Annotated in this window: 29 protein-coding genes and 1 tRNA gene; 8 read left to right on the forward strand and 22 right to left on the reverse strand. The window is 40.5% G+C overall.

The genetic code is table 11. The annotated features are described in order from the left end of the window. The first annotated feature begins 6 nt into the window (after nucleotides 1-6). Nucleotides 7-1074, forward strand: coding sequence for a hypothetical protein (locus U0033_RS06955; RefSeq protein ID WP_143150822.1), 1068 nt, complete (start codon nucleotides 7-9; stop codon nucleotides 1072-1074). A gap of 270 nt (nucleotides 1075-1344) precedes the next feature. Here the strand turns inward: U0033_RS06955 and U0033_RS06960 are convergent, their stop codons facing one another. The 4 genes from U0033_RS06960 to U0033_RS06975 all read right to left on the reverse strand — a co-directional run bounded on the left by U0033_RS06960 (nucleotide 1345) and on the right by U0033_RS06975 (nucleotide 3927). Beyond that, a complete protein-coding gene (locus tag U0033_RS06960; RefSeq protein ID WP_218164066.1) occupies nucleotides 1345-1851 on the reverse strand; it encodes an aldo/keto reductase in 507 nt (168 codons plus the stop codon). A gap of 38 nt (nucleotides 1852-1889) precedes the next feature. Next, a complete protein-coding gene (locus U0033_RS06965; protein ID WP_083571690.1) occupies nucleotides 1890-2642 on the reverse strand; it encodes an SDR family NAD(P)-dependent oxidoreductase in 753 nt (250 codons plus the stop codon). Nucleotides 2643-2832: 190 nt separating this feature from the next. Continuing rightward, on the reverse strand, nucleotides 2833-3213 hold the full coding sequence (locus tag U0033_RS06970; RefSeq protein ID WP_072363461.1) for a DUF2255 family protein: 381 nt from the start codon (nucleotides 3211-3213) through the stop codon (nucleotides 2833-2835). A gap of 33 nt (nucleotides 3214-3246) precedes the next feature. Then, nucleotides 3247-3927 carry an NADPH-dependent F420 reductase gene (locus U0033_RS06975; protein ID WP_072363462.1) on the reverse strand — a complete coding sequence of 227 codons (681 nt, stop codon included), beginning with the start codon at nucleotides 3925-3927 and terminating at the stop codon, nucleotides 3247-3249. A gap of 369 nt (nucleotides 3928-4296) precedes the next feature. Between U0033_RS06975 and U0033_RS06980 the strand changes: the two genes are divergently transcribed. Continuing rightward, nucleotides 4297-5205 (forward strand): helix-turn-helix domain-containing protein, encoded by a 909-nt coding sequence (locus U0033_RS06980; RefSeq protein WP_072363485.1) that lies wholly within the window; start codon nucleotides 4297-4299, stop codon nucleotides 5203-5205. 996 nt (nucleotides 5206-6201) lie between these two features. Here U0033_RS06980 and U0033_RS06985 read toward each other — a convergent pair. From U0033_RS06985 to U0033_RS07000, 4 genes are read right to left on the reverse strand one after another with little or no spacing between them, the layout of a single operon-like run. Continuing rightward, the gene (locus U0033_RS06985; RefSeq protein WP_177318668.1) at nucleotides 6202-6375 is read right to left on the reverse strand and encodes a hypothetical protein; all 174 of its coding nucleotides are present in this window, start codon (nucleotides 6373-6375) and stop codon (nucleotides 6202-6204) included. Between the two features lie 22 nt (nucleotides 6376-6397). After that, on the reverse strand, nucleotides 6398-6856 hold the full coding sequence (locus U0033_RS06990) for a DUF6934 family protein (protein ID WP_072363464.1): 459 nt from the start codon (nucleotides 6854-6856) through the stop codon (nucleotides 6398-6400). A gap of 36 nt (nucleotides 6857-6892) precedes the next feature. Next, nucleotides 6893-7117, reverse strand: coding sequence for a tyrosine-type recombinase/integrase (locus tag U0033_RS06995; RefSeq protein ID WP_083571692.1), 225 nt, complete (start codon nucleotides 7115-7117; stop codon nucleotides 6893-6895). A 9-nt stretch (nucleotides 7118-7126) separates the two neighbouring features. Further along, nucleotides 7127-7546, reverse strand: a complete 420-nt coding sequence (locus U0033_RS07000) for an Arm DNA-binding domain-containing protein (RefSeq protein ID WP_177318669.1) — start codon at nucleotides 7544-7546, stop codon at nucleotides 7127-7129. A gap of 855 nt (nucleotides 7547-8401) precedes the next feature. Here U0033_RS07000 and U0033_RS07005 point away from each other — a divergent pair. The 5 genes from U0033_RS07005 to U0033_RS07025 all read left to right on the forward strand — a co-directional run bounded on the left by U0033_RS07005 (nucleotide 8402) and on the right by U0033_RS07025 (nucleotide 11214). Continuing rightward, complete coding sequence (locus tag U0033_RS07005; protein ID WP_245801822.1) at nucleotides 8402-9016, forward strand: alpha-L-fucosidase; 615 nt, start codon at nucleotides 8402-8404, stop codon at nucleotides 9014-9016. A 28-nt stretch (nucleotides 9017-9044) separates the two neighbouring features. Beyond that, complete coding sequence (locus U0033_RS07010) at nucleotides 9045-9464, forward strand: alpha-L-fucosidase (protein ID WP_218164067.1); 420 nt, start codon at nucleotides 9045-9047, stop codon at nucleotides 9462-9464. A gap of 45 nt (nucleotides 9465-9509) precedes the next feature. Beyond that, entirely contained in the window at nucleotides 9510-9836 is a 327-nt protein-coding gene (locus tag U0033_RS07015; protein WP_072366377.1) for a transposase, read from the forward strand. Then, nucleotides 9820-10755, forward strand: a complete 936-nt coding sequence (locus tag U0033_RS07020) for an IS3 family transposase (protein WP_322518429.1) — start codon at nucleotides 9820-9822, stop codon at nucleotides 10753-10755. The genes U0033_RS07015 and U0033_RS07020 overlap by 17 nt, the downstream gene beginning before the upstream one ends. Nucleotides 10756-10905: 150 nt before the next feature. Then, nucleotides 10906-11214 carry an alpha-L-fucosidase C-terminal domain-containing protein gene (locus U0033_RS07025; RefSeq protein ID WP_326980865.1) on the forward strand — a complete coding sequence of 103 codons (309 nt, stop codon included), beginning with the start codon at nucleotides 10906-10908 and terminating at the stop codon, nucleotides 11212-11214. 348 nt (nucleotides 11215-11562) lie between these two features. On the opposite strand, the gene U0033_RS07030 is transcribed toward U0033_RS07025, so the two are convergent. The 14 genes from U0033_RS07030 to U0033_RS07095 all read right to left on the reverse strand — a co-directional run bounded on the left by U0033_RS07030 (nucleotide 11563) and on the right by U0033_RS07095 (nucleotide 22791). Further along, nucleotides 11563-12426: a hypothetical protein gene (locus U0033_RS07030; protein ID WP_072362512.1), complete on the reverse strand. Its 864-nt coding sequence runs from the start codon at nucleotides 12424-12426 to the stop codon at nucleotides 11563-11565. A gap of 2 nt (nucleotides 12427-12428) precedes the next feature. After that, nucleotides 12429-13247, reverse strand: coding sequence for a HipA family kinase (locus tag U0033_RS07035; protein WP_072362511.1), 819 nt, complete (start codon nucleotides 13245-13247; stop codon nucleotides 12429-12431). Between the two features lie 470 nt (nucleotides 13248-13717). Further along, a complete protein-coding gene (locus U0033_RS07040; RefSeq protein WP_143150763.1) occupies nucleotides 13718-14386 on the reverse strand; it encodes a nucleoside/nucleotide kinase family protein in 669 nt (222 codons plus the stop codon). 331 nt (nucleotides 14387-14717) lie between these two features. Beyond that, nucleotides 14718-14791 (reverse strand) — tRNA-Pro (locus tag U0033_RS07045). Nucleotides 14792-14942: 151 nt separating this feature from the next. Next, the gene (locus tag U0033_RS07050) at nucleotides 14943-15641 is read right to left on the reverse strand and encodes a DUF1826 domain-containing protein (protein WP_072362509.1); all 699 of its coding nucleotides are present in this window, start codon (nucleotides 15639-15641) and stop codon (nucleotides 14943-14945) included. Nucleotides 15642-15663: 22 nt separating this feature from the next. After that, nucleotides 15664-16464 carry a DUF5984 family protein gene (locus tag U0033_RS07055; RefSeq protein ID WP_072362508.1) on the reverse strand — a complete coding sequence of 267 codons (801 nt, stop codon included), beginning with the start codon at nucleotides 16462-16464 and terminating at the stop codon, nucleotides 15664-15666. Between the two features lie 80 nt (nucleotides 16465-16544). Continuing rightward, complete coding sequence (locus U0033_RS07060; protein WP_072362507.1) at nucleotides 16545-17372, reverse strand: hypothetical protein; 828 nt, start codon at nucleotides 17370-17372, stop codon at nucleotides 16545-16547. Between the two features lie 459 nt (nucleotides 17373-17831). After that, on the reverse strand, nucleotides 17832-19127 hold the full coding sequence (locus U0033_RS07065) for a DUF3108 domain-containing protein (protein ID WP_072362505.1): 1296 nt from the start codon (nucleotides 19125-19127) through the stop codon (nucleotides 17832-17834). A 65-nt stretch (nucleotides 19128-19192) separates the two neighbouring features. Then, a complete protein-coding gene (locus U0033_RS07070) occupies nucleotides 19193-19624 on the reverse strand; it encodes an RrF2 family transcriptional regulator (RefSeq protein ID WP_072362504.1) in 432 nt (143 codons plus the stop codon). Nucleotides 19625-19628: 4 nt separating this feature from the next. Then, nucleotides 19629-19943: a metal-sulfur cluster assembly factor gene (locus tag U0033_RS07075; RefSeq protein WP_072362503.1), complete on the reverse strand. Its 315-nt coding sequence runs from the start codon at nucleotides 19941-19943 to the stop codon at nucleotides 19629-19631. Then, the gene (locus U0033_RS07080) at nucleotides 19940-21211 is read right to left on the reverse strand and encodes a heme-copper oxidase family protein (protein ID WP_072362502.1); all 1272 of its coding nucleotides are present in this window, start codon (nucleotides 21209-21211) and stop codon (nucleotides 19940-19942) included. Before U0033_RS07080 ends, U0033_RS07075 begins: the two co-directional genes overlap by 4 nt. After that, nucleotides 21211-21999, reverse strand: coding sequence for a DUF2249 domain-containing protein (locus U0033_RS07085; protein WP_072362501.1), 789 nt, complete (start codon nucleotides 21997-21999; stop codon nucleotides 21211-21213). Before U0033_RS07085 ends, U0033_RS07080 begins: the two co-directional genes overlap by 1 nt. Before the next feature lie 2 nt (nucleotides 22000-22001). Further along, nucleotides 22002-22445: a hemerythrin domain-containing protein gene (locus tag U0033_RS07090; protein WP_072362500.1), complete on the reverse strand. Its 444-nt coding sequence runs from the start codon at nucleotides 22443-22445 to the stop codon at nucleotides 22002-22004. Further along, entirely contained in the window at nucleotides 22423-22791 is a 369-nt protein-coding gene (locus tag U0033_RS07095) for a putative zinc-binding protein (RefSeq protein ID WP_072362499.1), read from the reverse strand. Before U0033_RS07095 ends, U0033_RS07090 begins: the two co-directional genes overlap by 23 nt. A 275-nt stretch (nucleotides 22792-23066) precedes the next feature. Between U0033_RS07095 and U0033_RS07100 the strand changes: the two genes are divergently transcribed. Beyond that, nucleotides 23067-23621 carry a GNAT family N-acetyltransferase gene (locus U0033_RS07100; protein ID WP_245801791.1) on the forward strand — a complete coding sequence of 185 codons (555 nt, stop codon included), beginning with the start codon at nucleotides 23067-23069 and terminating at the stop codon, nucleotides 23619-23621. Nucleotides 23622-23625: the final 4 nt, after the last annotated feature.

Below are 23625 nucleotides of genomic sequence, written 5' to 3' on the forward strand. Positions count from 1 at the left end.
CGTGCTATGCATAACATTTCCTTTCCCAAGAGACTTTTCACTTGCATCCTTGCAGGGTTGATAATTGGCGCATCCGCTTTCCGTATAAGTATTACTTACTTTAGAACGTGGGGAACTACAGGTGGCTTTTCCATTATTCCCTTTATCACGGTAACAGTATCCGTTGTATACGCCTTTATATGGCAAGCCCGAAAAACGAATAATCCGTCTACGCTTGCCTTCTGGCAAGGTCTTATTCGTTATGGGGTTGCATTTGACCTGGCAGAATTCGGATGGGCCAAAATCTGTCATTTACAGCTCGAAATGCCAATGAGTAAACTTGATCTTCCATATAACGCTTTTTCACCTTCGGATTTGTTCTGGAATTTTTTTAGTTTCTCTTATCAATTTGGATGTATCATAGCTGCACTGCAAATCGCTGGTGCCATGCTGTTGTTATTTCAGAGAACAAGACTCCTGGGAGTATTTATATTGTTGCCATTGCTTGCCAACATCTTACTGATGGATATTTTTTACCAAATCGGCTACAGTGTTGTTGTACATGCCGCTATCATGATGGCAGGAACCTTATATTTCCTGATTATAGAATTCAACCGCATTAAGGAATTTTTCTTCGCGACAACTAATAGATTACCCGGGCTGCACTTTTCCAGGTATGTGAAATTAATTATTCGACTTTCTATTATTTATATTCCGCTACTATTAATAGCGATGCATGGGAAAGTAGATAAATATCCGGAGCTCACCGGGAAGTATGAGGTGAAACAGTTAAGCGTAAATCAGCAATTGTTATATCACAATACCTGTGAAGACAGCATACTGACAATGGTTTATTTTGATATTAAAAACGGTTGCGTATTTCAATTCAATACGCCAACTAAAAGATGGAACGGAACGTTTTCAAAAGACAACAATCAACTCAAAATAAACTGGTCTGCACCAAAAGATAAGCCTGTTTTCAATGGAACGATTTCTACTTCGAATGACCCAGGAAAATTAATGCTGGCTGGAATGCTTGGGAAAGATTCGATAGACGTAGTACTACAGAAGGTGAATAATAGAGTACTGCGGTAAATCCGAGTCATTGCATTTTGTCATTGGCGATTCACCTAAACTACACTTCAAAAAAAAGGCACGTAAAACCTGCGTTCTATGTGCCTCCTGATATCCTTTAATATGAACTTTGTCGGAACGACTGGACAAATGTCTAGCCTGTTCGTGCCCGATTTAAAAGCGTTAAATGGCTTTGTAAGCCTTAATAGAGATGAAAACAATCGATAATTGAGTATGAAATAATCGCAAATCAGGTCAAATTACAGATAAACAGATGACGCAACAGGCTTTCTATATTTCCTTTCGCTGATAAAATACGTGGGCTTCCAATTGATTTACCATCGGCTTGATCTCACTGAATTTAGCAAGGTCCACAAACCGGTCAGCATAAAAATTACTCACGCCGATAGCTCGTACTGTTCCAACCTTATACGCTTCCTCCATCGCTTTATATGTGCCGTAATAGTCATTGTATGCCTGATGTATAAGCAGCAAATCAATGTAATCAGTTTGAAGTTTTTGTAGAGACCTTTCGATGGAAGTTTTGGCTTTCTCATAACCGGCATTCGCAATCCAAACTTTTGTTGTGATAAAGAGTTCTTCCCTTGGCACACCAGATTTTACAACAGCATTGCCTACACCTTCTTCGTTGAAGTAGGCTTGTGCCGTATCTATAGAGCGATAACCAACATTGATGGCATCCAATACACATCGTTCACACTCTTCTGGAGAAACCAGAAAAACTCCGTATCCTACCATCGGCATCTCTACTCCATTGTTCAATTTTACTGTTTCCATAACTGCATTATTCTTAAAAAATAACGTGAGGGTTTGACCTACCAGGGTAGTGGTTTCCGGTCTCTAAAGAACTGTCCGGTAGGTCCATCATCCGGCAATGTGGCTGCCCAAATAATGCCATCCACACTCTCACTTACAGGGCGTCCGCCAATTGCATCAAAACCAGGACGTGTAGCTGTAAACCCGGGGCAAACAGCATTTACCAGAACATGGTCTGCTTTAAAATCTTTCCCCATTTTAATGGTCAATCCATTTAAAGCCAATTTCGTCAGGGCATACGCTCCTAATGTGTACAAACCAAGTTCGCTCAACCGAAAACCAGGGAAATTGATTATGCCAAAATCTGGGTCTGCATATGACCCAGCTCCGCTGGATATATTAACTATTCTTCCATGACCACTGGCCACCAGCAGAGGATAAAACTGTTGGGTAACATACCAGGTGCCCGTAATATTGGTTTCAAATTCTCTGTTAAGTTCATCCATATCCTTCTCCTGAACAGTTGCTGAGGAGCTTAACATTAGGCTTGCGTTGTTGATTAACACATCCAGTTTCGGAAACTCCTCTTTTACATGCTTTGCGGCAATCCTAATGCTGTCTCTGTCCAAAAGGTCCATGTGCAATGCCGATGCGTCTATTCCAAGCTTGCTCAAGTCCTGCGCCAGGGCTTCTGCCTGATTGAGTTGCCTGGCAGCTACAATGATTCGAAAGCCTTGTAAACCCAATTGTTCAGCAGTCGCATAGCCGATGCCTTCTTTACGGCTTACCCCTGTTATTAATGCTATTTTCATCTCATTACTATTTATTATAACAACTAAAAGCATGCTTACCCGTGGTCATTTTCGTTAGCAAGTGAAGATGAAAGCTCACGATAAGCATTGACTTGTTCCAGAAAAAGCCATAATTTTCTTTCAGTCTCAGCCAAAGCATCTGCACCTGCCAACCAACGTTTAGGCGGCGTTTTTGTAAGTTTTCCTTCAATCAACTTTGTGCTTCACGGAGCGCAATTTTAATTGTTGCAGAACGGGCACGGGAACTAATCATCGAGCCCAGATAAGGGCTGCTTTTGTATTTCGTCTGGTAGGCTTCATCAATCCGGTCATTGAGCGCATCCCCAACCGGCTCAAAGCTCACTTCTTTTATAAGTCCGGCTACCTGTATCCTCCCTGCTTTTTGCTGAATAGCCGCATTGTACCATCGGGAAGCCTTACCGTGATAAGCTCTTACATATAATTCATTATCCACTACAACAGACCAGATCCATGTAGGTGTACCGTATGTTTTCCCATCTTCACGAAACGGCGAAACATGCAGATCGTCAGCCTTTTTGATTTTTAAAATTTCTTCTTTTGAAAATTCCACGTTGATTATTGTTTTTTACCGGACAAGTACTTTTTACTTTCTTAGAAGCTTAAATGCATGCGTCCAACTATTATTCTTAAAGGCGTAACGAATCCACAACAAGGCAAATGATTCCAGGAAGAATGATTCGGAAATGCCGCCTAAATCAACAATATCTTTCCAGCCCCAACCTTTAGCAATTTCGCCAACAGATCTTTTGGCGCCTTGATCATTTCCTGCAATTAATAAAACAGGATCTCCTTCTTCTCTTTGAGGGTTAACCACGATGTGCATACTTAGTGTATTGAAAGCTTTAACCACTTTTGCCTGGGGTAGATGCCTCTGAATTTGTTCACCAAGTGAATTGCCAACTGTTCCGGAAAAGCCAGGAGGAATACCATTTGAAAGATCAAGCGGATTGGTTGTGTCGATAACAATTTTTCCAGCTAAATGTTCTGTGCCTGCCATGTCAATGGCATTTATTGCGACATCGCCAAAGGTTGAAATAAAAATTATCTCTCCAAATTTTGCAACATCAGCAAAAGTTCCCAGCTTAACTTTTGTGTTTTTTTCCTGCCATTGTATATAGGGTGGAGTTCCTATTATATCAGGTTCATTTTTTGCCAGTGTATTTTGAATGTTTCTTGTTCCGATCATTACTTCGTTTCCATCGGCAACAAGTTTTTCTGCGAGAAGTCTTCCGACGATACCTGTTCCAAAGATTCCTAATTTCATACTTGTTTTATTTATAATGTTTGTTGTATTGCTGATAGTTTGAAATTTTAACATTTAAGCACCGAATCCGCCGTCAACAGCGTAGTCCGAACCGGTTACAAAGCTTGCCTCATCGGAGGCGAGAGCGGTTTTATTTTCAAATCTTTCTCTCATTTTATTATCTTTTATCGACTAGTGACTAATTTTCCCGATACCTTTTTTGTACTTTGTTGAGATACTTGTTTTGCTATATGATGCAAAGCTATTTTGAATAAAAGGGGTAACTATAACCCCGATTACGGATTTAATAACCATTTTTACAGACTGGCAGCCCAAATACCGTTGAACTTATCAGGATGCAATAATTTGGAACCTCAAAACATCAGGAAAATGAAAAATGTAATCAACATCAGTACGGTTACCGAGTATAATGAGCTTTTGGGATTAGATACTTTTCATCCATTAATTAGTGTTGTTGATTTCTCAAAATCTGACACGTTATTACCTGCAGGTCAGTCAATTAACTATAACTTATACATTGTATATTTCAAAACTGAGCGACGATGTTCTTTGCGATATGGCAGAAACAACTACGATTATCAGGCTGGAACTTTGGTATTTCTTGCTCCCGGGCAAGTGTTAACCGTGGAAGGTATTGGAGAAGATGAAGTGAAGCCAACGGGTTATGCGCTGCTGTTTCATCCGGATTTACTCCGGGGATCTTCACTTGGTCATCACATGAAAGATTATAATTTCTTTTCTTATGAGGTGCATGAGGCATTGCATCTTTCCCTACAAGAGAAAAAAATAGTTTTTGAGTGTTTCCAGAAAATTGATTACGAGCTACAACACACAATTGATAAGCACAGCAAAAAGCTCATTGTCTCAAACATCGAATTGTTCCTCAATTACTGTATACGTTTTTACGACCGTCAGTTTATTACCCGGAGCGACGCCGGTACAGGGTTTGTTGAAAAATTTGAACGGTTGTTAAATGAATATTTGCATTCGGATAAGCCCCAAATTGAGGGTATTCCTTCCGTTGCTTTATTCGCCAAAGAACTACACCTATCCCCAAATTATTTTGGAGATTTAATTAAAAAGGAAACAGGTAAAACAGCACAAGAATACATTCAGACAAAACTGATTGATGTGGCGAAGGAAAAGATATTTAATCCGGAAAAAGCAGTTAATGAAGTGTCATATGAACTCGGCTTTAAATATCCACAACACTTTATTCGTTTCTTTAAGCAACATGTAGGGCATACACCTAATGAATACCGGAATTCATTGAATTAGTACCGATTACAAAAATCGTTGCTAACAAGAATATTTCAAATCCAAAAGAGCCTTCAAATCCAACGACTTGTGTGAAAGACTCATTTCCTTCTACATTTGTATCTAACTGGTCATTTTCAGACTTTTTCATGTCAGATTCAGCATCAAATGAGAAAATCTATACGTGCTCCCAGTAAAAAATATTATTCTGTCAGGGTATTTTTCTAAATACGCTTCAATTGCATATGCCAAGGTAGTCAGGGTTATATTTGATGCATGTTTTCAGGAGCATAAGTATATGGCAAGGTCAAAGAATACCTTTTCCCTACATATCTCCTCCTTAACCTAATCTCCCCCCTAAAATTCTCAATACTAATTTCTCCTTTGGGAGCTTTTGAAGTGATACCCATTCTGATACCCATAAGGCATTTAAACAGGTCAATTTTGGGTTACATCACCAATTTTAAAAGGCTCCTAAAATGCAAACAGCCCTACAGCTGATGCTGCAGGGCTTAAAATTAATTAACTAACGCCATCCCAGTTCAATATACAGAGAGCCATCACACATGATGGTTTTCCTTGATAGAAACCTCTTCTTCATCCATTGTTTATTGTTTTTTGAGACAATTTTCCAGTTTGGATGGTTATAGAACTTTGATTTGATAGACTTATCTGTCCCATCATCCTTATAAAGAAAGTAAGGAAATGGATTATCGAAGCAGCTTTTAAAAAAAGTTGAATGCCATTTACAATAACTACATTTGGCATGCATCCTTTTATGGATCAAATTATAGGTCCTACTATTGTCTGTTGACTTGAGGATTTTCCTTTTTTTCACTTGTAAAAACATTTGGCTTTACAAGGCGTCTAGGGCTTTTTTCATGGTAAGGGTTTATAATATGATAGTTGATAGGGAAATTACGTTTATTAGCAGTAAAACCAATTTTGTTCAGCTCGCATATTTTGCTAAATACTATAAATGAGAATGCCTCACCAATGTGAGACATTCAGAAAGTATTATTTTGCTTTTAACAGTTCAATAGGAAATGGATGATCCTTCAATCTGCGCTTAGCCTGCTCTATCTTTTTTATTATAAAAGGGCTATTGCGCACCGCTTCCTCTGGGATGCTCGATTTACCTACTACTGGCTTTCCCCTTTTTTCAAGGAATTTTGAAATTTTTGTAGACATAATTTCTTCCTTTTAATCAAAATTAACCTTTTTTTCTGGTAACCAAAAATGCTTCATAGTTCTTTCCAGATTCAAACGGCTGCCACTTTTCATCTGCATATCCATAAATATTGAGAACCCCTTCTATTTCCTCTTTGTTTGTATTTATTGCTATTTGATACAATCTTGTGCAAGCCGGTGTGCTTCCCTCTGCATATATTGCTATATCCTCCATTAAAGCTACCATATCGATTACGGTACTTGCAACGGTTGCTAGTATCTTATCCCTGTCATTATTATCCGTTCGTGAAAGATCGTCAATCACGTTATTATTTTCGTTCCAATCACCAAAAGCAAGGTTATATACTTGTGATCCATCAATCCACGTTCCAATTTTATAATAATCGACCGTTTTTTTTATTGTACCATTTGGCCCCGTACTCTCAAAGTCAAATCTGGCAGTCGTTTCATCTAATATATAAGGATACTTGTCTTTTTTCATGGCTATACAAATGTAGGTCGTAATACAACTCAGATTCTATTCATTTTCGTTCATTTTCTGCTGTAATATCGCCATATCCATCGCCACCTTAGGCTGCGTTACCTTCTCATAAATCATTGTCGTACTCAACTTCGTATGACCTAACATTTTACTGATCGATTCTATAGGCACCCCATTCATTAAGGTAATTGTAGTTGCAAACGTATGCCGGGCAAGGTGAAACGTCAGGTGCTTTTTTATCTCACAGATTTCACTGATTATTTTAAGACCTCAATAGCTCTCAGTAGTGCGATAGTTTTTCATAGTCCCCGGGGCCAGGACTGTTTTCATAATTTCATTGTGATGGCCTATGAGCCACATCAAAGAATGCTGTTCTACAGGCTTATCGTAATTTAAAAATGCCTGCTTCACCATATCCGCACTTATTCTCTCATCTCCCAATCTTAACTGCTGGTAATGCCTGACCAACTTAGCCCTTACTTCTTCCAAATAGCTGTTAAACCGTCTTAACTCATCCGATTTACTCTTAGCACATCCCTTCGCCTCATTCCAATCTGAAGGATTGATTTGCTGCTTCATCCCTAGCTCACACTTAGTCTTGTTCACAACAATCCGGGCATACACATAACATCTCCCGGTGGGCATACGGCGCAACACAAAGTGCACCCCAAAAGTGTCTTTTCTTTCCATTGAAATCATTTTTACGTGTTTAAAACCAATTCACCAATACTTCACTCACAAGCCACGAAAAATGAATTGAAATCACATCAATCAAGAACGACCCAACCCTTCTTACGACATAAAGAACAATGAGTTATACATTAATCTGTGAATTACTAAGTTAATTCACTTTTCAATTCACTCTTTATGCTTCAGAAACATTGATATCGATTCACATAAACTACACCCCCAAAAACACAAAAGGCACGTAAAACCTGCGTTTTACATGCCTCCTGATATCCTTTGATATTAAATCTGTCGGGAAGGATGGACAATTGTCGAACTCGTTTATTAAAGAGATATTGGAAATAAACAAATTGAATGAAAGCCATATTATAGGCAAAACGAAAGTAGATGAAATTACATCGTTCCATCTATTAAAAAGCTTGCTTGTATAGAACTGAGAGTTACATTATCTTCAGCCGGGATAATGCCGGTTATTACTGGAAGAAGTAATTGCATGGTAGTAGAAATTCCTATTAGTTGTTTGGTGAATACTTTTACAATAAATTCAAATTTTTGAAAATTATCTAAAAAAATGAGATCAACACTCGGAATCTTGTGCTTAGTTGGTGTATTCCACTGTAGTTTATTTGCTCAAAAAGTTACTACAAAAACTCCATCTGTATTGCCGGCGTCGTTGCCTCCCATAGGCGCTATTGCTGCTAAAAAACCGATTCACAGCATAAACTTGGGTGATTCCAAAGAATTTCCGGAAGTCAATTTGAATATTACTATTACCCCAGGCCCCTTTAAGCCTACCTGGGATCAATAGAAAAAAACTACCCCGGTACTCCCCAATGGCTAAGAGATGCAAAATTTGGGATATGGGTTCATTTTGGCCCGCAAGCATCTGGTGAAAGTGGTGATTGGTATGCACGAAAACTGTATGTAGAGGGAACCCTGGCGTATAAAAACCATGTCAAAAATCATGGACATCCTTCAGAAGTGGGATATAAAGATGTACTGCGCAACTGGAACCCTTCAAAACTTAATCCTGCGGCCCTGGCTAAAATTTATAAAGATGCAGGTGCTCGTTTTTTGCTCATCCAGGGTGTGCACCACGACAATTTTGATTTATGGAACTCCCGTTACCAGCCATGGAATTCAGTAAATCTTGGACCGAAACGCGATTTAATTGGAGAATGGGCTAAAGCATGCCGGTCAGAAAATTTAAAATTTGGTATCACATTCCACCATGAGTATACCTGGTGGTGGTGGCAGACTGCTTTTGGCAGCGATACAGCAGGAAGCAAAAAGGGAGTACCGTATGATGGTAATCTGACCCTTGCAGATGGAAAAGGCAAGTGGTGGGAAGGATATGACCCACGACTTTTATATGGTATTGATCTGCGTGAGTATAAGGGAGTACAAGAAGCTGCTAAGTCAAAGTGGTCCCCCCCCTGCTGGCATATTTATCAACCATCTGTATTATGCTAAATGGTATACAACGCAGTGGGCTTTGCGCATGATGGATGTTACAGAACATTATGACCCGGATTTCATTTATACAGATGGCACTTCAGACCAGCCTTTCAGTGGTAATGGAACAGGCACTGGCTTCAAAGCAAATGCTATGCAAATTGTAATAGCAGATTTTTATAACCGGTCAATACAACGTCGTGGTATGGTAAATACGTTCAGTATCGTGAAGTTCCGGCATAACACCAATGGTACGGTCAATACAGAAGAATTTGGCATTCCCGAAAAGATTAATAGTAAAGAGCCGTGGATTGCGGAAACCCCAGTGGGAGATTGGTTTTATGCGCCTGACTTTACGTATAATTCCGGCATGATGATCAAATATATTATTGAGGCTATAGCACGGGATGGCAATGCAGCAATATGCATTTCTCTATTGCCGGACGGATCTATAATACTCCCCTAAAAACGGACAGTAAGTTTAAGTGGAAAAACATCTTAAATTTACAATATGAACAAGGGAAGAAGAAAGTTCAATGCAGCGTTTAAAGCGAAAGTAGCTATCGAGGCCTTAAAGGAACAGCTGACCTTAGCAGAGCTGGCCGAGAAGTATGATATACATCCTACTCAGATAACAGAGTGGAAGAAGCAACTGCTATCAGGGTCAGAGGATGTGTTTGACCAGGGAAAGAAGGCAGGTAGCGATGCCTCAGATCATCAGGAAGAAAAAGACGAACTATATAAGCAAATCGGTCAACTCAAGGTAGAGGTCGACTGGTTGAAAAAAAAATCTGAGCAGGCATTTGGGAAGAACTGGAAAGATGGCTTTAGTAAATAAGGAGGACAATGAGCTCAGTATTGTACGTCAGTGTCAATTGCTGGAAGTATCTCGTAGCAGCCATTACCATGAGCCCAAAGGAGAAAGCAAATTAAACCTGGAGCTGATGGAGCAGATAGACCGTATGCATTTGGAACATCCCTATTTTGGGGCAGAGCGCATGGCAAAACATCTGAGTACACCAGAGCTACATGTTAATGTGAAGCGGATAAGGCGATTGATGCGGAAAATGGATATTTCGGCCATATATCCCGCCCCTAATACAAGTGAGGCATGTAAGTGGCACAAAACATATCCATACCTGCTTCGGAACCTGAAAATAGACCGGAATAATATGGTTTGGAGTATGGATATAACTTATATTCCAATGCCGAAGGGTTTTATGTACCTGTGTGCGATTATAGACTGGAATAGCCGCTATCTGTTATCCTGGACACTCAGCAATACCATGACAGTGGAATTTTGTCTGGAAGCGCTTGAAAAGGCCATTTCTATTTATGGAGCACCAGAGATCTTAAATACGGATCAGGGCAGCCAGTTTACCAGTGAAGACTTTACAACAGCTGTATTAGGTGCTGAAATTCGCCTAAGCATGGATGGAGTAGGACGAGCCACTGACAATATCGCAATCGAAAGATTTTGGCGTAGCATCAAGTATGAGAATATCTATCTCAATGCTTATGATAGTACATTGGATTTATACAAGGGAATTCACAGGTATGTGGAATTCTACAACTGGGAACGAAAACATCAAGGCCTGGAATATAAGACTCCTGCTGAGATTTATGGAGCAGCTGATAAGTTATCCACATATCCACAGATATCAACAAAGAGAAAAAAAGAACCAAAAAAAGAGAAAGTTTATAATAGTAGTAATAGATTTGATTCTTTAATTAATAATTCACCTATTGCTGTCTAATAAATGGGGAGTATATAAATCTCTTGATTCCGGAAGCCAAAAAATGCTTAAGGAAGTTGGCAATTGGCTACGCAGAAATGGTGAGGCTGTTATGGAAGCAGGGCCTGGGTGACTCCCGGCGAAGGCGAGATGGTTGATGGTAAGCTAAAAATGTTACCCGGAGGAGGCTTAGGCAGTCGGCAGGCTGAATTTAGATTCGACTCATCAGATTTTCGCTTTACTGTAGGAAAAAATAATGCACTGTATATTTTTTCTCTGGTATTGCCCAAACAGGGAACCCAACTGGTTATTAAATCATTGGCAACTGATGCCGGTTATTTCAAACAAAGAATTAAAAGAGTAAGCCTGTTAGGGTATAGCAAATCAGTAAAGTGGAAACAAGATGCGGATGGCTTAAAAATCTTTTATCCTCAAAACAAGATACCGTTTAGTACTTCTGTTGTTTTTAAAATTGAATGAGTAACGGTATTCATTTTTCTATTGAACATTACAAACTTTATCGCAAAAACCATTCATTGAATACTAATACGAGAGGAAATTGAAATTACTAAGTTAATTCACTCTTTAGGCTTCAGAAACATTGATACCGATTCATCCAAACTACAACCCCAAAAACACAGGAGGCCCGTAAAACCTGCGTTCTACGTGCCTCCTGATATCCTTTGATATTAAATTTGTCGGGAAGGATGGACAATTGTCGAACTATTGGATCGAAAATTTGATAAAAATCAAAACGTTGAATATTTTATAATTAAGACATAAGTTACACTTGCTAAAAGGAGCAGTATTTATTACTCCTTTCGTTTTTTACTCTTCAGTCTCGCTTAGCGGACGCACATTATTTTTCTCCGCATATTCAATTATTTTCTGACTATCATTAAGATCAAGATAATTTAACACATTTGAATTCTTCAATTGCTTCCACAATTTGTGTTGCTTTCCAAACTTCTGTATGTCAGGTTCAGAAGCAATTACAAAATCGTGCATCTTAACTTTATTCTTTAAATAAGTTGTTTTTAATTGAATGAAAGAGTTTATATGGTTTGCCACGTTTTGTGGGTTTGATTCCATATCAAAAGTTTGAACATAAACATCAATTCCATTCTTTCCCGCGAATTCAACCTTCACATTGCTGATCAGATTAGGCACCTGTACTGGAGTGATTGTTTTATTTACATCGAAGTGTCTGTTAATTCTATTCCCAAATTGATTTTGAAGTACATCAAATGGTTTAAGTCTTTCGGTTTCTTCAGCTCCCCTTATGATTACATCAATATATCTTTCAAATAATTTCTCAAAATGCTGAATGTTGATGTCGAGTTTTATTCCCTTTGGTTCGGAAAATGAAATAGTATTATTGGAATATCTGCTTAAATAGGAAATATAAGAAGTCGAAAATTCATTGTCGAAAATTCTGTTAGTGAAAATCCTGAAAGTTTTCTTTTTGGCATATACTGAATTCTCACCCTCCAGTTTTCTTGCAATATTAACAAGAATGTCATCCAGCATTTTAAAAACAGAGGGAGGGAGTAAATGCTTCGCCGCGTCCAGCTTATTTTTAGAATAAGCAAATTGAACATGATCCTCATTGAACAATAGTAGTCCTACTGAAATCTTCTCTTGGATTTCAGGTCTGATTAAGACTGACAATATGCTGTATTGAGTAACCATATCTACTTTGTAAAATATTCTAAAAACTCTAAAAAACTGCCCCAGCAGGTTTTAAACCATTCGTCGTTTAGCAGATACCTCCGTAGCTCTTCTCCCTTTTTAACGAGATCTAAATTCCATCCTCGCGGAATTTCTTGCAAAAATTTTTCCACGTTTTCCTGGCAGCGTTGCGCACAAAGGTAAAATCTTTCCCGCAGAGATGCTAAAAACTCTTCCTTTTCCCACTCCCTGCCCTGAAATAGCTTGGCAAACAGGGTCGAATATATTAAATTATCCTCAAAAGTCACTGGAACCAAACCTCGTTCAAAATTCCCGTTATTGAAGCAGGCCTCATGGTCTATTGGATAGATAACATATTCTCTTTCAACATATTTAAACAATATATTATAGTTCCCGGAATTACGATCTTCGTTGCAGGTCCAGATGTCGAAAAAAGCCAGTTTTAACAGATCCTGTTTTAAACGTATCCTTGGGCGGGAACTCGCCAAAATGTCCTCATTGATCCTCGACAGGTCAACAGCACCTGTAATTTCCTGAAGCCCAAAACACGGTGCGTCGAAGCTCTTACGGGGAATGCTTAGATCAGGCAGGATATGCTCCGGCAAAACCTGGATAAGCGAATACGGTGCCCGGTTAAACTCCCAGCATTCGAGAAACGAAGCGATGACATACTCTTTGAACAGTCTGTTGGCCGCACCTACATGCCCGTGGTACTTGCAATAATAGTAGTTCAGGTCCGAGGCGTGAACCATAACGGGGCGGGTCTGGGTATCCTTTATGTTTCCCTTCTCCAGTGCTTCTATGGATTCGAGTATCGTCAATATCGTTTAGATAAATATCGAAGATAACGTTATATATCGCCGCCGCAAACAGACCACTCCTAACTGTTAACAACCTGTGCATATAATAGACAGACCTCTTCGACGAAAGGTACTCAGCCCTATATTTATGTTTTGTTGTACATATTTCGAACTACCTGCTCCATAGTAAAAGCAAGGGTTATCAAACCTTCTGTATAGTTACTTCAGAACTATTTTAAAACAGGGATAGTACGAGACAAAAAGCGTTCAAAATGGATAAAATCTATACATACTGATCCCATTTGTTTCTTATCAATCAAAATCGAAAAGTCGGGGTACCCGACACTTTTTGAAATTTTTTTATAGCAGATTTGAACAAAAATTGAACAATTCTTTGCTAATTGCCCCTCAAAGATGGATGACCTTTAATAAAAGATTTTCTTCATCTCATCAGACTATTCTCGGGAAATCTTACTATACATAAGTGTATATTAAGTATCCATAATCTTAGCTTTGATTAAATTTAATACCTCATTTTTTTTTATTTGCTGAAAATCACGATGCCAACTTGCAATTTCGTTAGCTTCAAAAGTTGCATTGGCAATTTTTTTATATTCTTTTTCATTAATCTGAATCAACTCAGAAATATTCTGCTTTGCCACTGATTCGGGAAGTTCAAGGTATTGTCCTTTCTCTTCATCATAAAAACGTGTTACATATAGGTTCCATATACCAAATCCAGAATTATCCTTATGGGTTTGGTAAAGTTTTTCTTCCCTTATTTTTAGCCCTTTATAAACTGATTCTATTTCAGCTTTAAGAAATATTACAAAAGGATTAACACTATAAAGAAAATTATGCCACTCCGGCCTGGTATGTACATTGGGTGCAATTGCTGCAATATAAGGTTGCTTTTTCAGTTTTAGGTCTCTTATAAAGTTATTCTCACCTTGATGAATAGATTCCATAATTGAGACTCGTGCAATAGGATCTTTAATATCATGTTGGGCGAGAAATAATTTGTAAATGTGTCCGTCGAAATCTTTTGAAATAGCTTTATCAGAATCAATCATTTCCACATTGTCAGGTAGTTGTCCTGAAAGTTCATTAATAAGGGAGGATTTTCCAGTCGTGGAGAATCCGACAAGTAATACATTCATAAACATGGATTTTTTGATTGTAAAAAGTACGTTGGTTTTTCTCGAAAAACGTGAACAATTTAATGCAAGGCCTCATCTTCGTTTGTCAATATGACTATTAAAAGATAATAAGACTAACTATTAAATAAGAAAATAAGGGCTGCTTATAAACTCAGAACTTATACTATTTCAGTTAAACCAAATTATTTCATTAAATAAATCATTAGGTTTAACTAATAATACAAAAAAAAATTACACTGCAGTATTATTAGAGGAAGGGAATATAGCCAATTCAAACAAAAAAACGGTATAATAAAGCATTATCTGCCTTAATTATACCATTTGTACATTGTCGGGACGACAAGATTCGAACTTGCGACCTCTTGCACCCCATGCAAGCGCGCTACCGGGCTGCGCTACGTCCCGTTTCCGGTAAGTCGTAAATTTTACGACGGGATGCAAATGTAATATTTAATTTCTTTTTATAAAATTTTCTTAACAGGTTTTTAAAGAACGAATTAGCTCCCCCATCCCTTTCTCTTATGTAAACACAAAGTACATCCCCAAGACCCCAGCATCAACAGATCATCAGCAATCGCTTCTTCCCCGATTGCTCCCTCGGTGCCCGATGCAAACAAGGTAACACCTCACTCCCGGGATGATCACACGCCAACCGCCACAAATTCCCCACCCCCAGATTGACAATCCCTGCACCAGGCTTCGCCTGGTAATGCAAATCAAAAAAGTGCTCCTCCAAAAAGGATTCAAAACCCATCTCTCCCCCACCATACAATTTCCTCAGCTCCTCCCTTATCTCCGGAATCAACACCTTCTTCTCCCCCTGCGAATTCGGCAAGATCTCACTCGCATCCCCATAATAAGTACACAAAAAAGTATCCAGCGCTACCGGAGACCGATCTACATGAAACGAATACACATCCGTCGGAAAAAACGGGTAGCTCTCATCCTGTTCATAATAACTAATGACATTCAATGCCGGCAATGCGCCGTAATCACTCAATAACTTCCAGTCATTCAAAATAATCTCACGCGCTATCTGCCCCTCCTCACTCAACTTCAATGCGCGCAATTCCTCCTCCTCAACCGCCGTTATATTTCCATTCATCTCAATTTTCTCAACTATCTCGGCAAAATCACCTGCCAGCGTACGCATCCAGCCAGCCGCATTCACTTCTCCATAAAATGGCGTGCTAACCAGTTCCTGAAAATCCGAAACCCGGTACAACCCTTTCTCCGCATCAAATAAATCATTCATAGCTCCTATTTTATGCAAACCCCTAACTAAACATTTCTGTTATCACCGCATTTACCAATTTCCAATCCGTTGGATTCATCACCTCCTCTTTCAACACTGCCACCTTTTTCTGAAACGCCGCCCTTCTCTCCTGCTGCTCCTTTACCAATCGCGCGCTATTGATTTTAGTATTCCCCCAATCCTTCTCTACCGCCAATTGCACCTGCTCATCCATCGCACTAAAAAAGCGCTCACCAAATTCCTCCATTTCCCTGACGAACACCTCATACGGCAGTTCAATTTCCCCATTCTTTGCTGTCCATACAGGAATATTACTCTCCACCCGGTGATCAGCTTTCCATACCAGCGCCAGCTTATCTCCATTCCTGAAAAAACTAAGCCCCGGCGCACATGTCAAATGCGGAGCCAACAAGGTTCTGTTATAAATCCAATCTATCGCCTTGTCATAACGGTCATATTTCGCTTGCACATCCTCTGCTGCATCTGCCGTTAAACGATCCTGCAGCTGCTGCACCGCACCATAAAACCTGTACAAATAACTACAACTATTAGCTATTGAATAAAAGCCATCCGGAACAGCTTCCGCAATAGATGCAAAGATACCTGTCCAGTCTTCTATCAAACGGGCTATTTGAAATTCTACATAACGAGTATCATGATCACCCCTCAATATTTCATCCGTATACTCGTATAGAGTCGCCTTCTTAAGATCCAGCCAATATTCTCCTTCCGTCAATCCAAACCAATCCATACTGGTATCCGGAGCATCACCCCATGGAACAATAAGATCCGGATGTTTCAATCTAAAATTAATGAGCGCCATAGATAATTAAAACAGCAAAGTAATATAAAAAGCGCGAAACGAACAGCCATAAAAAAACCGCTCTGAGAGCGAGCCTATATCTACGACCTTGAAAACCAGATCTCATACGTTCCCACCTTCCCCTTCTTCACCTTCACAGGATCATCCTTTATCTTCAATCCCAGGTTCATCGCCTTCAACTCAGTTATCAAACGCAATGCCCCCGCCAGGTCATCCTCCCCATAATACCTCACTTCCGTACTACCTGGTATATACAATCCCTTCCTACCCACATTCTCCACTCCCGGTGCGTTAAAACCTCCTCCATTCAAATTCGCTCTTAAATCATTCCCCCGCTTTCGCTGATCCTCATCCGCAATCTGTATATACACCGTCTGAGGTATCGTCTTAACAGTCGATGCCAAAGGCGCCTCCAATTGCTCTATCCGCATATCCAGTTCCGCCTTTTTCTGCTCCTGTGCAGGTGTCAGTTTGGGCAAAGTATCCAGCACGGCCTGTTCCTTTTTATCCTGTAAATACTTCTCATATTCAATCTTAGTCGTATCATAATACGCTCTCCAGGCCTCCTGCAATGGCCCACTCGGCGCAACGACAGAGAAATACCTCGATAACAAAAACCGCTTGGCAATACCATCCACGTTCTCCACCTCATCCACATACTTACCAAAATATTCTATCTCCTTTACATCCTGCTCCCGTTCCTTAAACAGATCCGACACAATCAATGTAACCGTGCCTATGGCCACCGTCACAATTGCGTACTTAAACAACTCAATCATTTTTTCCAGCTTATCCGTCGGGATCTTCCCTTTTAAGATAACACGGTAAGCCACCACCATCGCAACGACAGTGATAATAATGAACAAACCATAAAAGAGGAATGAAACACGTCCGGTATTTTCTAACATACGATTGGGGTTGGTTGATAATTGAATGTACGAAGTTCCAGCAATTATATTATTTCGCAAATACCAACTACTTTGTATTTTCTAGCAGCAGCACCGCATCAATTATGTAATACAACTATAACTTTCCTTTCCATGACGTGATTGCAGGCAGTACACTTCATTCAAACGATTCCTTTGAAACCGCAAAATACCAGCCTTCCGGGAATGTATATAACTGCTTTCCTAAAACACAGTGCGCCCCTGGCAGGAACACAAGGAAAGACCTTGGGTTTAGCAAAGGAGACGGCTACATAATGCGTCATAAAATATTATCCTGCGCGAAAAAACTGCGTACAGGCCATCCTAAAGTCCGGCCTGATCAGGGTTTTACTATATGATTTCAATCTTACAAAGCCCCATAAAAAAAGCTTGTATCAATAGCAATGATACAAGCTCCCGGCAACGACTATACAAACTTTATCACCGTACATCCTTCAGGTCTACATCCACCTTATCTCCATCTTTACGGATCCTTACTTTCATCTCTATTTCGGCAGTCGCCCCGGTTGATGCATTGGCTGTATTATAAACATTATTAGATGACAACACTGCCCCACTCGGATGCATCAGGTAGGAAGTTCCTGCATAATAACTGTAAGAGTACTGATGCGTATAACCAAAAGTGGTGATCAATATATACTCACCCGGCATCAGGTTTGTAAACTCAAAATGCCCTTTATCATCATACACAGTCGTCTTCCTGATACAATCCGATACATTTGGATCGATCGGTACCTGCGGCAACTTATTCTTTTTGGCGATCTTCTTATTGACCGCCTTCCATTCTTCCAGGTAGTCTGAATTAGGAATGATAGACACAACTGTGCCTTTGGGTGCATACTGCGCCCTGTTAATGTTCACCACAGCTACCTTGCTCCTGCCATGATCCCTGGCAAAAGCAGTACCTGTGATTACGCTGTTTCCTTTCTCTAATTGCTGCAAAGACAATTCCTTGTCAAACCTGGCAGCGATGGGCTGATAATCCAGTTCCTCATTTACACATACTTCCGTTATCCCCCCTCCGGCAGGCATTTCACGCTGCCAGATGCGGTGATCTTTTTTATCTATGATGTAGGTGTAAACAGCACCGCTTTCCTCCTCCAATACACTTACCAGCCAGGTTTCGTGATTCCCTGTTTTAGGAGAGCGATGGATATAGCTTTTTACATCTTTAATGATGTAGTTGGATAATATACTATCCGGGTTATTAACGTAGTAAAATTCACGGATCGTTGCCTTGTAACCTACATCCAGGGGCAAGGTGGTAAAGAGCAATTCAGCTACATTGAAATCGACAAATTTACCAGCGGGTTTCATGGAGATCTGCTTGTCCTTATCGCCATTCAGGAAATGATTTTTGCCGGTGATATTGGCTCCAAAACTCAGCTCCAGTATACTTTTAGTTCCTTCTGACTTATAGCTCAGTGGTTCCAGTGTTGTTGCATTGGCTACAGAGGTTCGTTTTTTATACCGCTCATTTTTTTCATCCTTGTAGTCGGTCACCAGTTTCAGCTCATTCCCAAGAATTGTTACATCATTTGTATAAGTACCCTTATTCGTCCAGGTTGTACCTTTTACATAATAGATAGTGAACAATGTTCTTTCGGATTTTAAGCGGGAAGTGTTGATGTCCGGGCTGCCGGGAAAAATGGTTTTTTGTCCGAAGCTGGCAATAGGAAATAACAATAGACATATAGGTTTCAATAAAGTGCGCATGGGTCCTTGTTTACGTGCAATAATCTGAAAGGGCAAAAATACTCAATTAAATGATATTTTAACTACTACCCTATCAGGTACGCCACTCCGCTATTTACCGGCTCACGTAAATCTTCGATCCGCTTCGTATTAAATAACTGTTCTACCAGCTCCCTCGCTACCTTATATTCATGGTGGATCGGACAGGGTCGCGTAGCCGAACACTTACTCAGGCCCAGTCCACACTCCTTAAACACCTGTCTGCCATCTATCGCATCCACAATAGCCATGACCGGCTGTTTCATCTGCTCCCCGGAAATATAAAACCCACCTGCCGGCCCTTTCATACTCCTGATCACCCCTTGCTTTACCAATACCTGCAGCATCTTGCCCACCGTATGCTCACTGGCACCTATACACTCCGCAATTTCTTTAATACCCGCATTCTCCCCGCTATTATGTCTGGACGACAAATAAATTGCCGCCTTAATAGCCATCTTACATGTGAAGCTAAGCATCAGATTACCTGTTTAAAAATTCCTGACCTTCTGCTGATATCATTTCCATACTCCATGCCGGTTCAAACGTCACTGTTATCTCAATAACATACTCCGGGTAGGACAATTCCAGCCTGCTTTTCACTGAATCTACGATTGACTGCCCCATCGGACAATACTGTGTACTCAAAGTCATTAGCACCAATATCTTCTTTGCATCTTCATCCACACTGAGTTCATAGATCAAACCCATATCTACCACATTCAATCCTACTTCAGGATCAAATACCCATCGCAACGCAGCAAGCGCTTCAATGGCTTTTTCCGTATGCGCGATCATAGCATAATGTCTTTATGAAAGAGTAATTTAAAAACGTTCGCATTATAAAGAAAAGCACACAGCAATAATAACAGCGCACCTGTCTTCATCGCCAATCCATTTGGAATAACAATACCTGCCGCAAAAACAAAAAATCCAATTATAAAACAAAGGGCCATACTATTAAAAAGCTTACTGCTAAAGAGTTCTTTCGGGGATGGTGTCGCCCCTGTTCCCGCCCTGGCATGATATACCTTGTTCCAGATAATAAATGGCAACGTCTTAAAAGTCATACCTAAAATAATGGCCGTCAACCACCCAAAGAAAATCGTAAAACCATAAGCCAGCACCAGGTGTACATCTGTAGAAAAAGAGATAAGCGTGACGATGACCGCAATCAAAAAGACCAGTGGCAATACCATCATCATTACAGCGAGCAGGGAGATCTTCATTTCTTCGTCTATCTGTCTGCGGATCCTTACGTGGTAAGCCTTCCTGCAATAGATTCCAAACAACACAATGGCCAGTGCCACACACACTACAGGAATCATATAAAACACCAGCGGCGCATCTTTCAGGAAAATAAAAATAAACGCAATCAGTCCACCATTGATCAGGCCGTAGCTACTCCATAGTATACGGGGATGCTCGTATTTAGAGATCAGGAACATGGGGATCAGGCGTGAACCTACTCCAATCACCAACAGTAAAAACCATCCTGCTATCCCTACATGTGCATGCAGGGAAAGATAATGCAGTGAACCATCCGGCAGTAAATTCTCCGTAAAATTACAGATCAGTAAACCACCTATCAGCGTAGTAAAAACAAGCCAACCCGTAGCTGTAAGCATAAAGATCGCCTGTATATTTTCCTTCTTCGTCTTTACAATGCTCATCACTACATTCACAAAAAACACCAACACACCCGCATTGATCAGCAATGCACCATACTTTGCCGGCCAACCCATATCAAAAATATAAAAGGCCCATACTAACAACACAATACCAATTCCCGTAAATACAAACGCCAGGTAAGCCAGCTTAACACTATACAATTCCCCCTCAATCAATACCGGCAATAACTGGTGACTTGCCCCCAAAATAATCATGGTACCCCATCCCAGCGCCATCGTATGTGTAATAGCCAGGATATGCGGCTGGAAGTAGTGGCCCGAAAACTCCCCGGAACTGGTAAACAACATGAGGGTAGCGATGAGAAATGCAAGCCCCGCGTATACATAAAATGGTACCACCACGCGATGGGTAGTGGTGTAAATAACATCACTCATCAGTTCCTGAAAATTAATAGGTGTACTTCATCACTTGCAAGCTCCTTTGCCCTGTACTCAAATCCACGCTGCGCCAGTTCGGGTAACAGAAATACCGGGATCCGTTTATGATAGACAAACAAGGCCTTATCTTCCGGCAAGGTATCCAGGCTCTCCAGGATGGTATGCATTGGCAAGGGCATCTGCAATGCACGCACATCAATTGTTTGCAATTTGTTTTCAAATCTTTTCAATGCTTCCTCCCAGTTACCCGCCTGCACTTTTATATTGATGTCAGCATTTTTATAAAACCAGGTTTCTACCAGGTCCTCTTCGATGTGGTCTGCATATGCCTCAAAACCCTGTTTCTTCAATAAGATCATTAAAGGCGTTGGTTCGAATGTGTTGACTATTTTTAAAACCTGCCCGGCCTGGATCGTTTTGATTGTTTGCAGGATGAGACTCAACGGATCTTCTCCTGCAGCAATAACAGGGCGCACATCGAGTACCACTACCTGTTCCTCATCTAACGATTGAATAAACGCAGGCAGTTCCTGTTCTTCTGCTGCATTAGCAGGTATAGCAGGATCAATTTCAAATCCCAGCGGAGCTAGTTTCGTATAAAAATCAGTTACCTGGCAGCCTCCAATCTTACTGGCCATAGCAATGGTTGCACGGCCAGCCATGAGTTTTCTCAGGATGGGATTGCGCAGTTTCTCAAATTTCGGTGAAATGCTAACGATAGCATCCAGCGACGCCGGGTGATGTTTTAAGATGGCACCTATTTTTGTATTTTGATGAATGATCATGTTCAGTTCTTTCTTCTGTTGGTGTGTTGTAACAATTGCTCCTGGTCTGCTGCACTCATATGTTCCTGCATATAATTAAAAAGCGTTCTCTCTTCAAAACGGATATGTGCCTCCAGCAGATCTCCAAACTGCTGAAGCAGGGCCTTATCTGTCGTAGTTCTTTTGATCGATGCAATCAGGTTACAGATCGCCCTGTGCTCCCCTTCAGCCTGCTCACGCAATGGGTCTGCAGCATCCAGCTTACTAAACAAATAATCTTCTTCCTCTTTAAAATGCGCCTCCAGTTCATCATCGAAAAACTCAATTACATATTTGCTGATCTTATCTGCGGGACTTACTTTCGCCAGGTCCTGCCTTATTTTCCAAACCAGTAATAAGCCAAAGTGGTGATCTTTGGAAAGTTGTATAAATGCTTTACTTCGCTTAATGGGTGTAGGCTTCTCCATTGATTGATTTTTTTAACGCTTCCAGAATTACATTCGCCTGTTCCTGGTCAAAATCCTCATGCTGTCTTTTGGACACACCCATACGGGATAGGTCCATCTCCAGGTCAGGTTGCAGGGAGTGATTAGCCAGGCATGCTTTGGTACAAGCCAGGGGGCAGCCATCTATGGCGATGATCTTTCTGCCACTCAGGGCCGTTTTGACCAGTTTCTTTACATTTCCGCCCACTCCTGCAATGCAGGACATTTCAGCTATACCCTGTCTGTCCAGTTGAATCGCCAGGTAATTAGCCATTTGCGCAGCACTGGAACAACCCGAGCAGGAATAAACAAGAGGAATTTTTTCCATAATCGCACGTGTAATGGTATAAAAGTACCGCAATACTTCTATGTACTGAATGATGAGGGTCAGGGAGAAAGGAAACTACTGTCAGGTGACCTGTCTGATGTACAGGATCTTATATCCCACTATTTACGGGAGAATCAGGCTCCTTTCTTCGACCCGGATATACTTGGATAAGGGCATTATCGGTTCACTATAAGTACACGATAAGGTCACTTCAATATCCAATCGATATTGAAGTGACCTTATCGTGGTGTATTAGTACTCCGTTAGTGTAATAGATGAATAAGGTTCGCACTGAAGACGGCAAGCGCATGTCTTATTATAAAATGGATATATTCGCGAAAAGGAACAACATGCCCCCGGTTATCCAATTAAGAAAAACTATCATATCCGACTTAGCCCACTTTTTTACCTTTCAGCTGGATCAGGAAGCAAATTATTTAGCCGCTTTTACCGCTAAAGACCCAGGCGATAGGGAGGCCTATCTGACTAAATATGCAAAATTCGTCGATGACCCTACTATTCATATGTGCACCATCCTCGTCAATGATGTGATTACAGGTAGTATTGCGAAGTTTGTGATGCATGGAGATGCAGAGGTCACTTACTGGATCGACAAGGCATATTGGGGGCAGGGGATTGCCACTGCAGCACTCAGGCAATTGCTCAACGAGGTGAGTACCAGGCCGATCTTTGGTAGAGCGGCTTTTGATAATATTGGTTCTCAGAGAGTGTTGGAGAAATGTGGATTTGTAAAAGTGGGTACGGATAAGGGGTTTGCTAATGCAAGGCAGGCGGAGGTGGAAGAGGTGATTTACAAACTTGTCTATTAAAAGA

Origin of the sequence: Chitinophaga sancti, from assembly GCF_034424315.1 — a bacterium.
Classification (GTDB): domain Bacteria; phylum Bacteroidota; class Bacteroidia; order Chitinophagales; family Chitinophagaceae; genus Chitinophaga; species Chitinophaga sancti.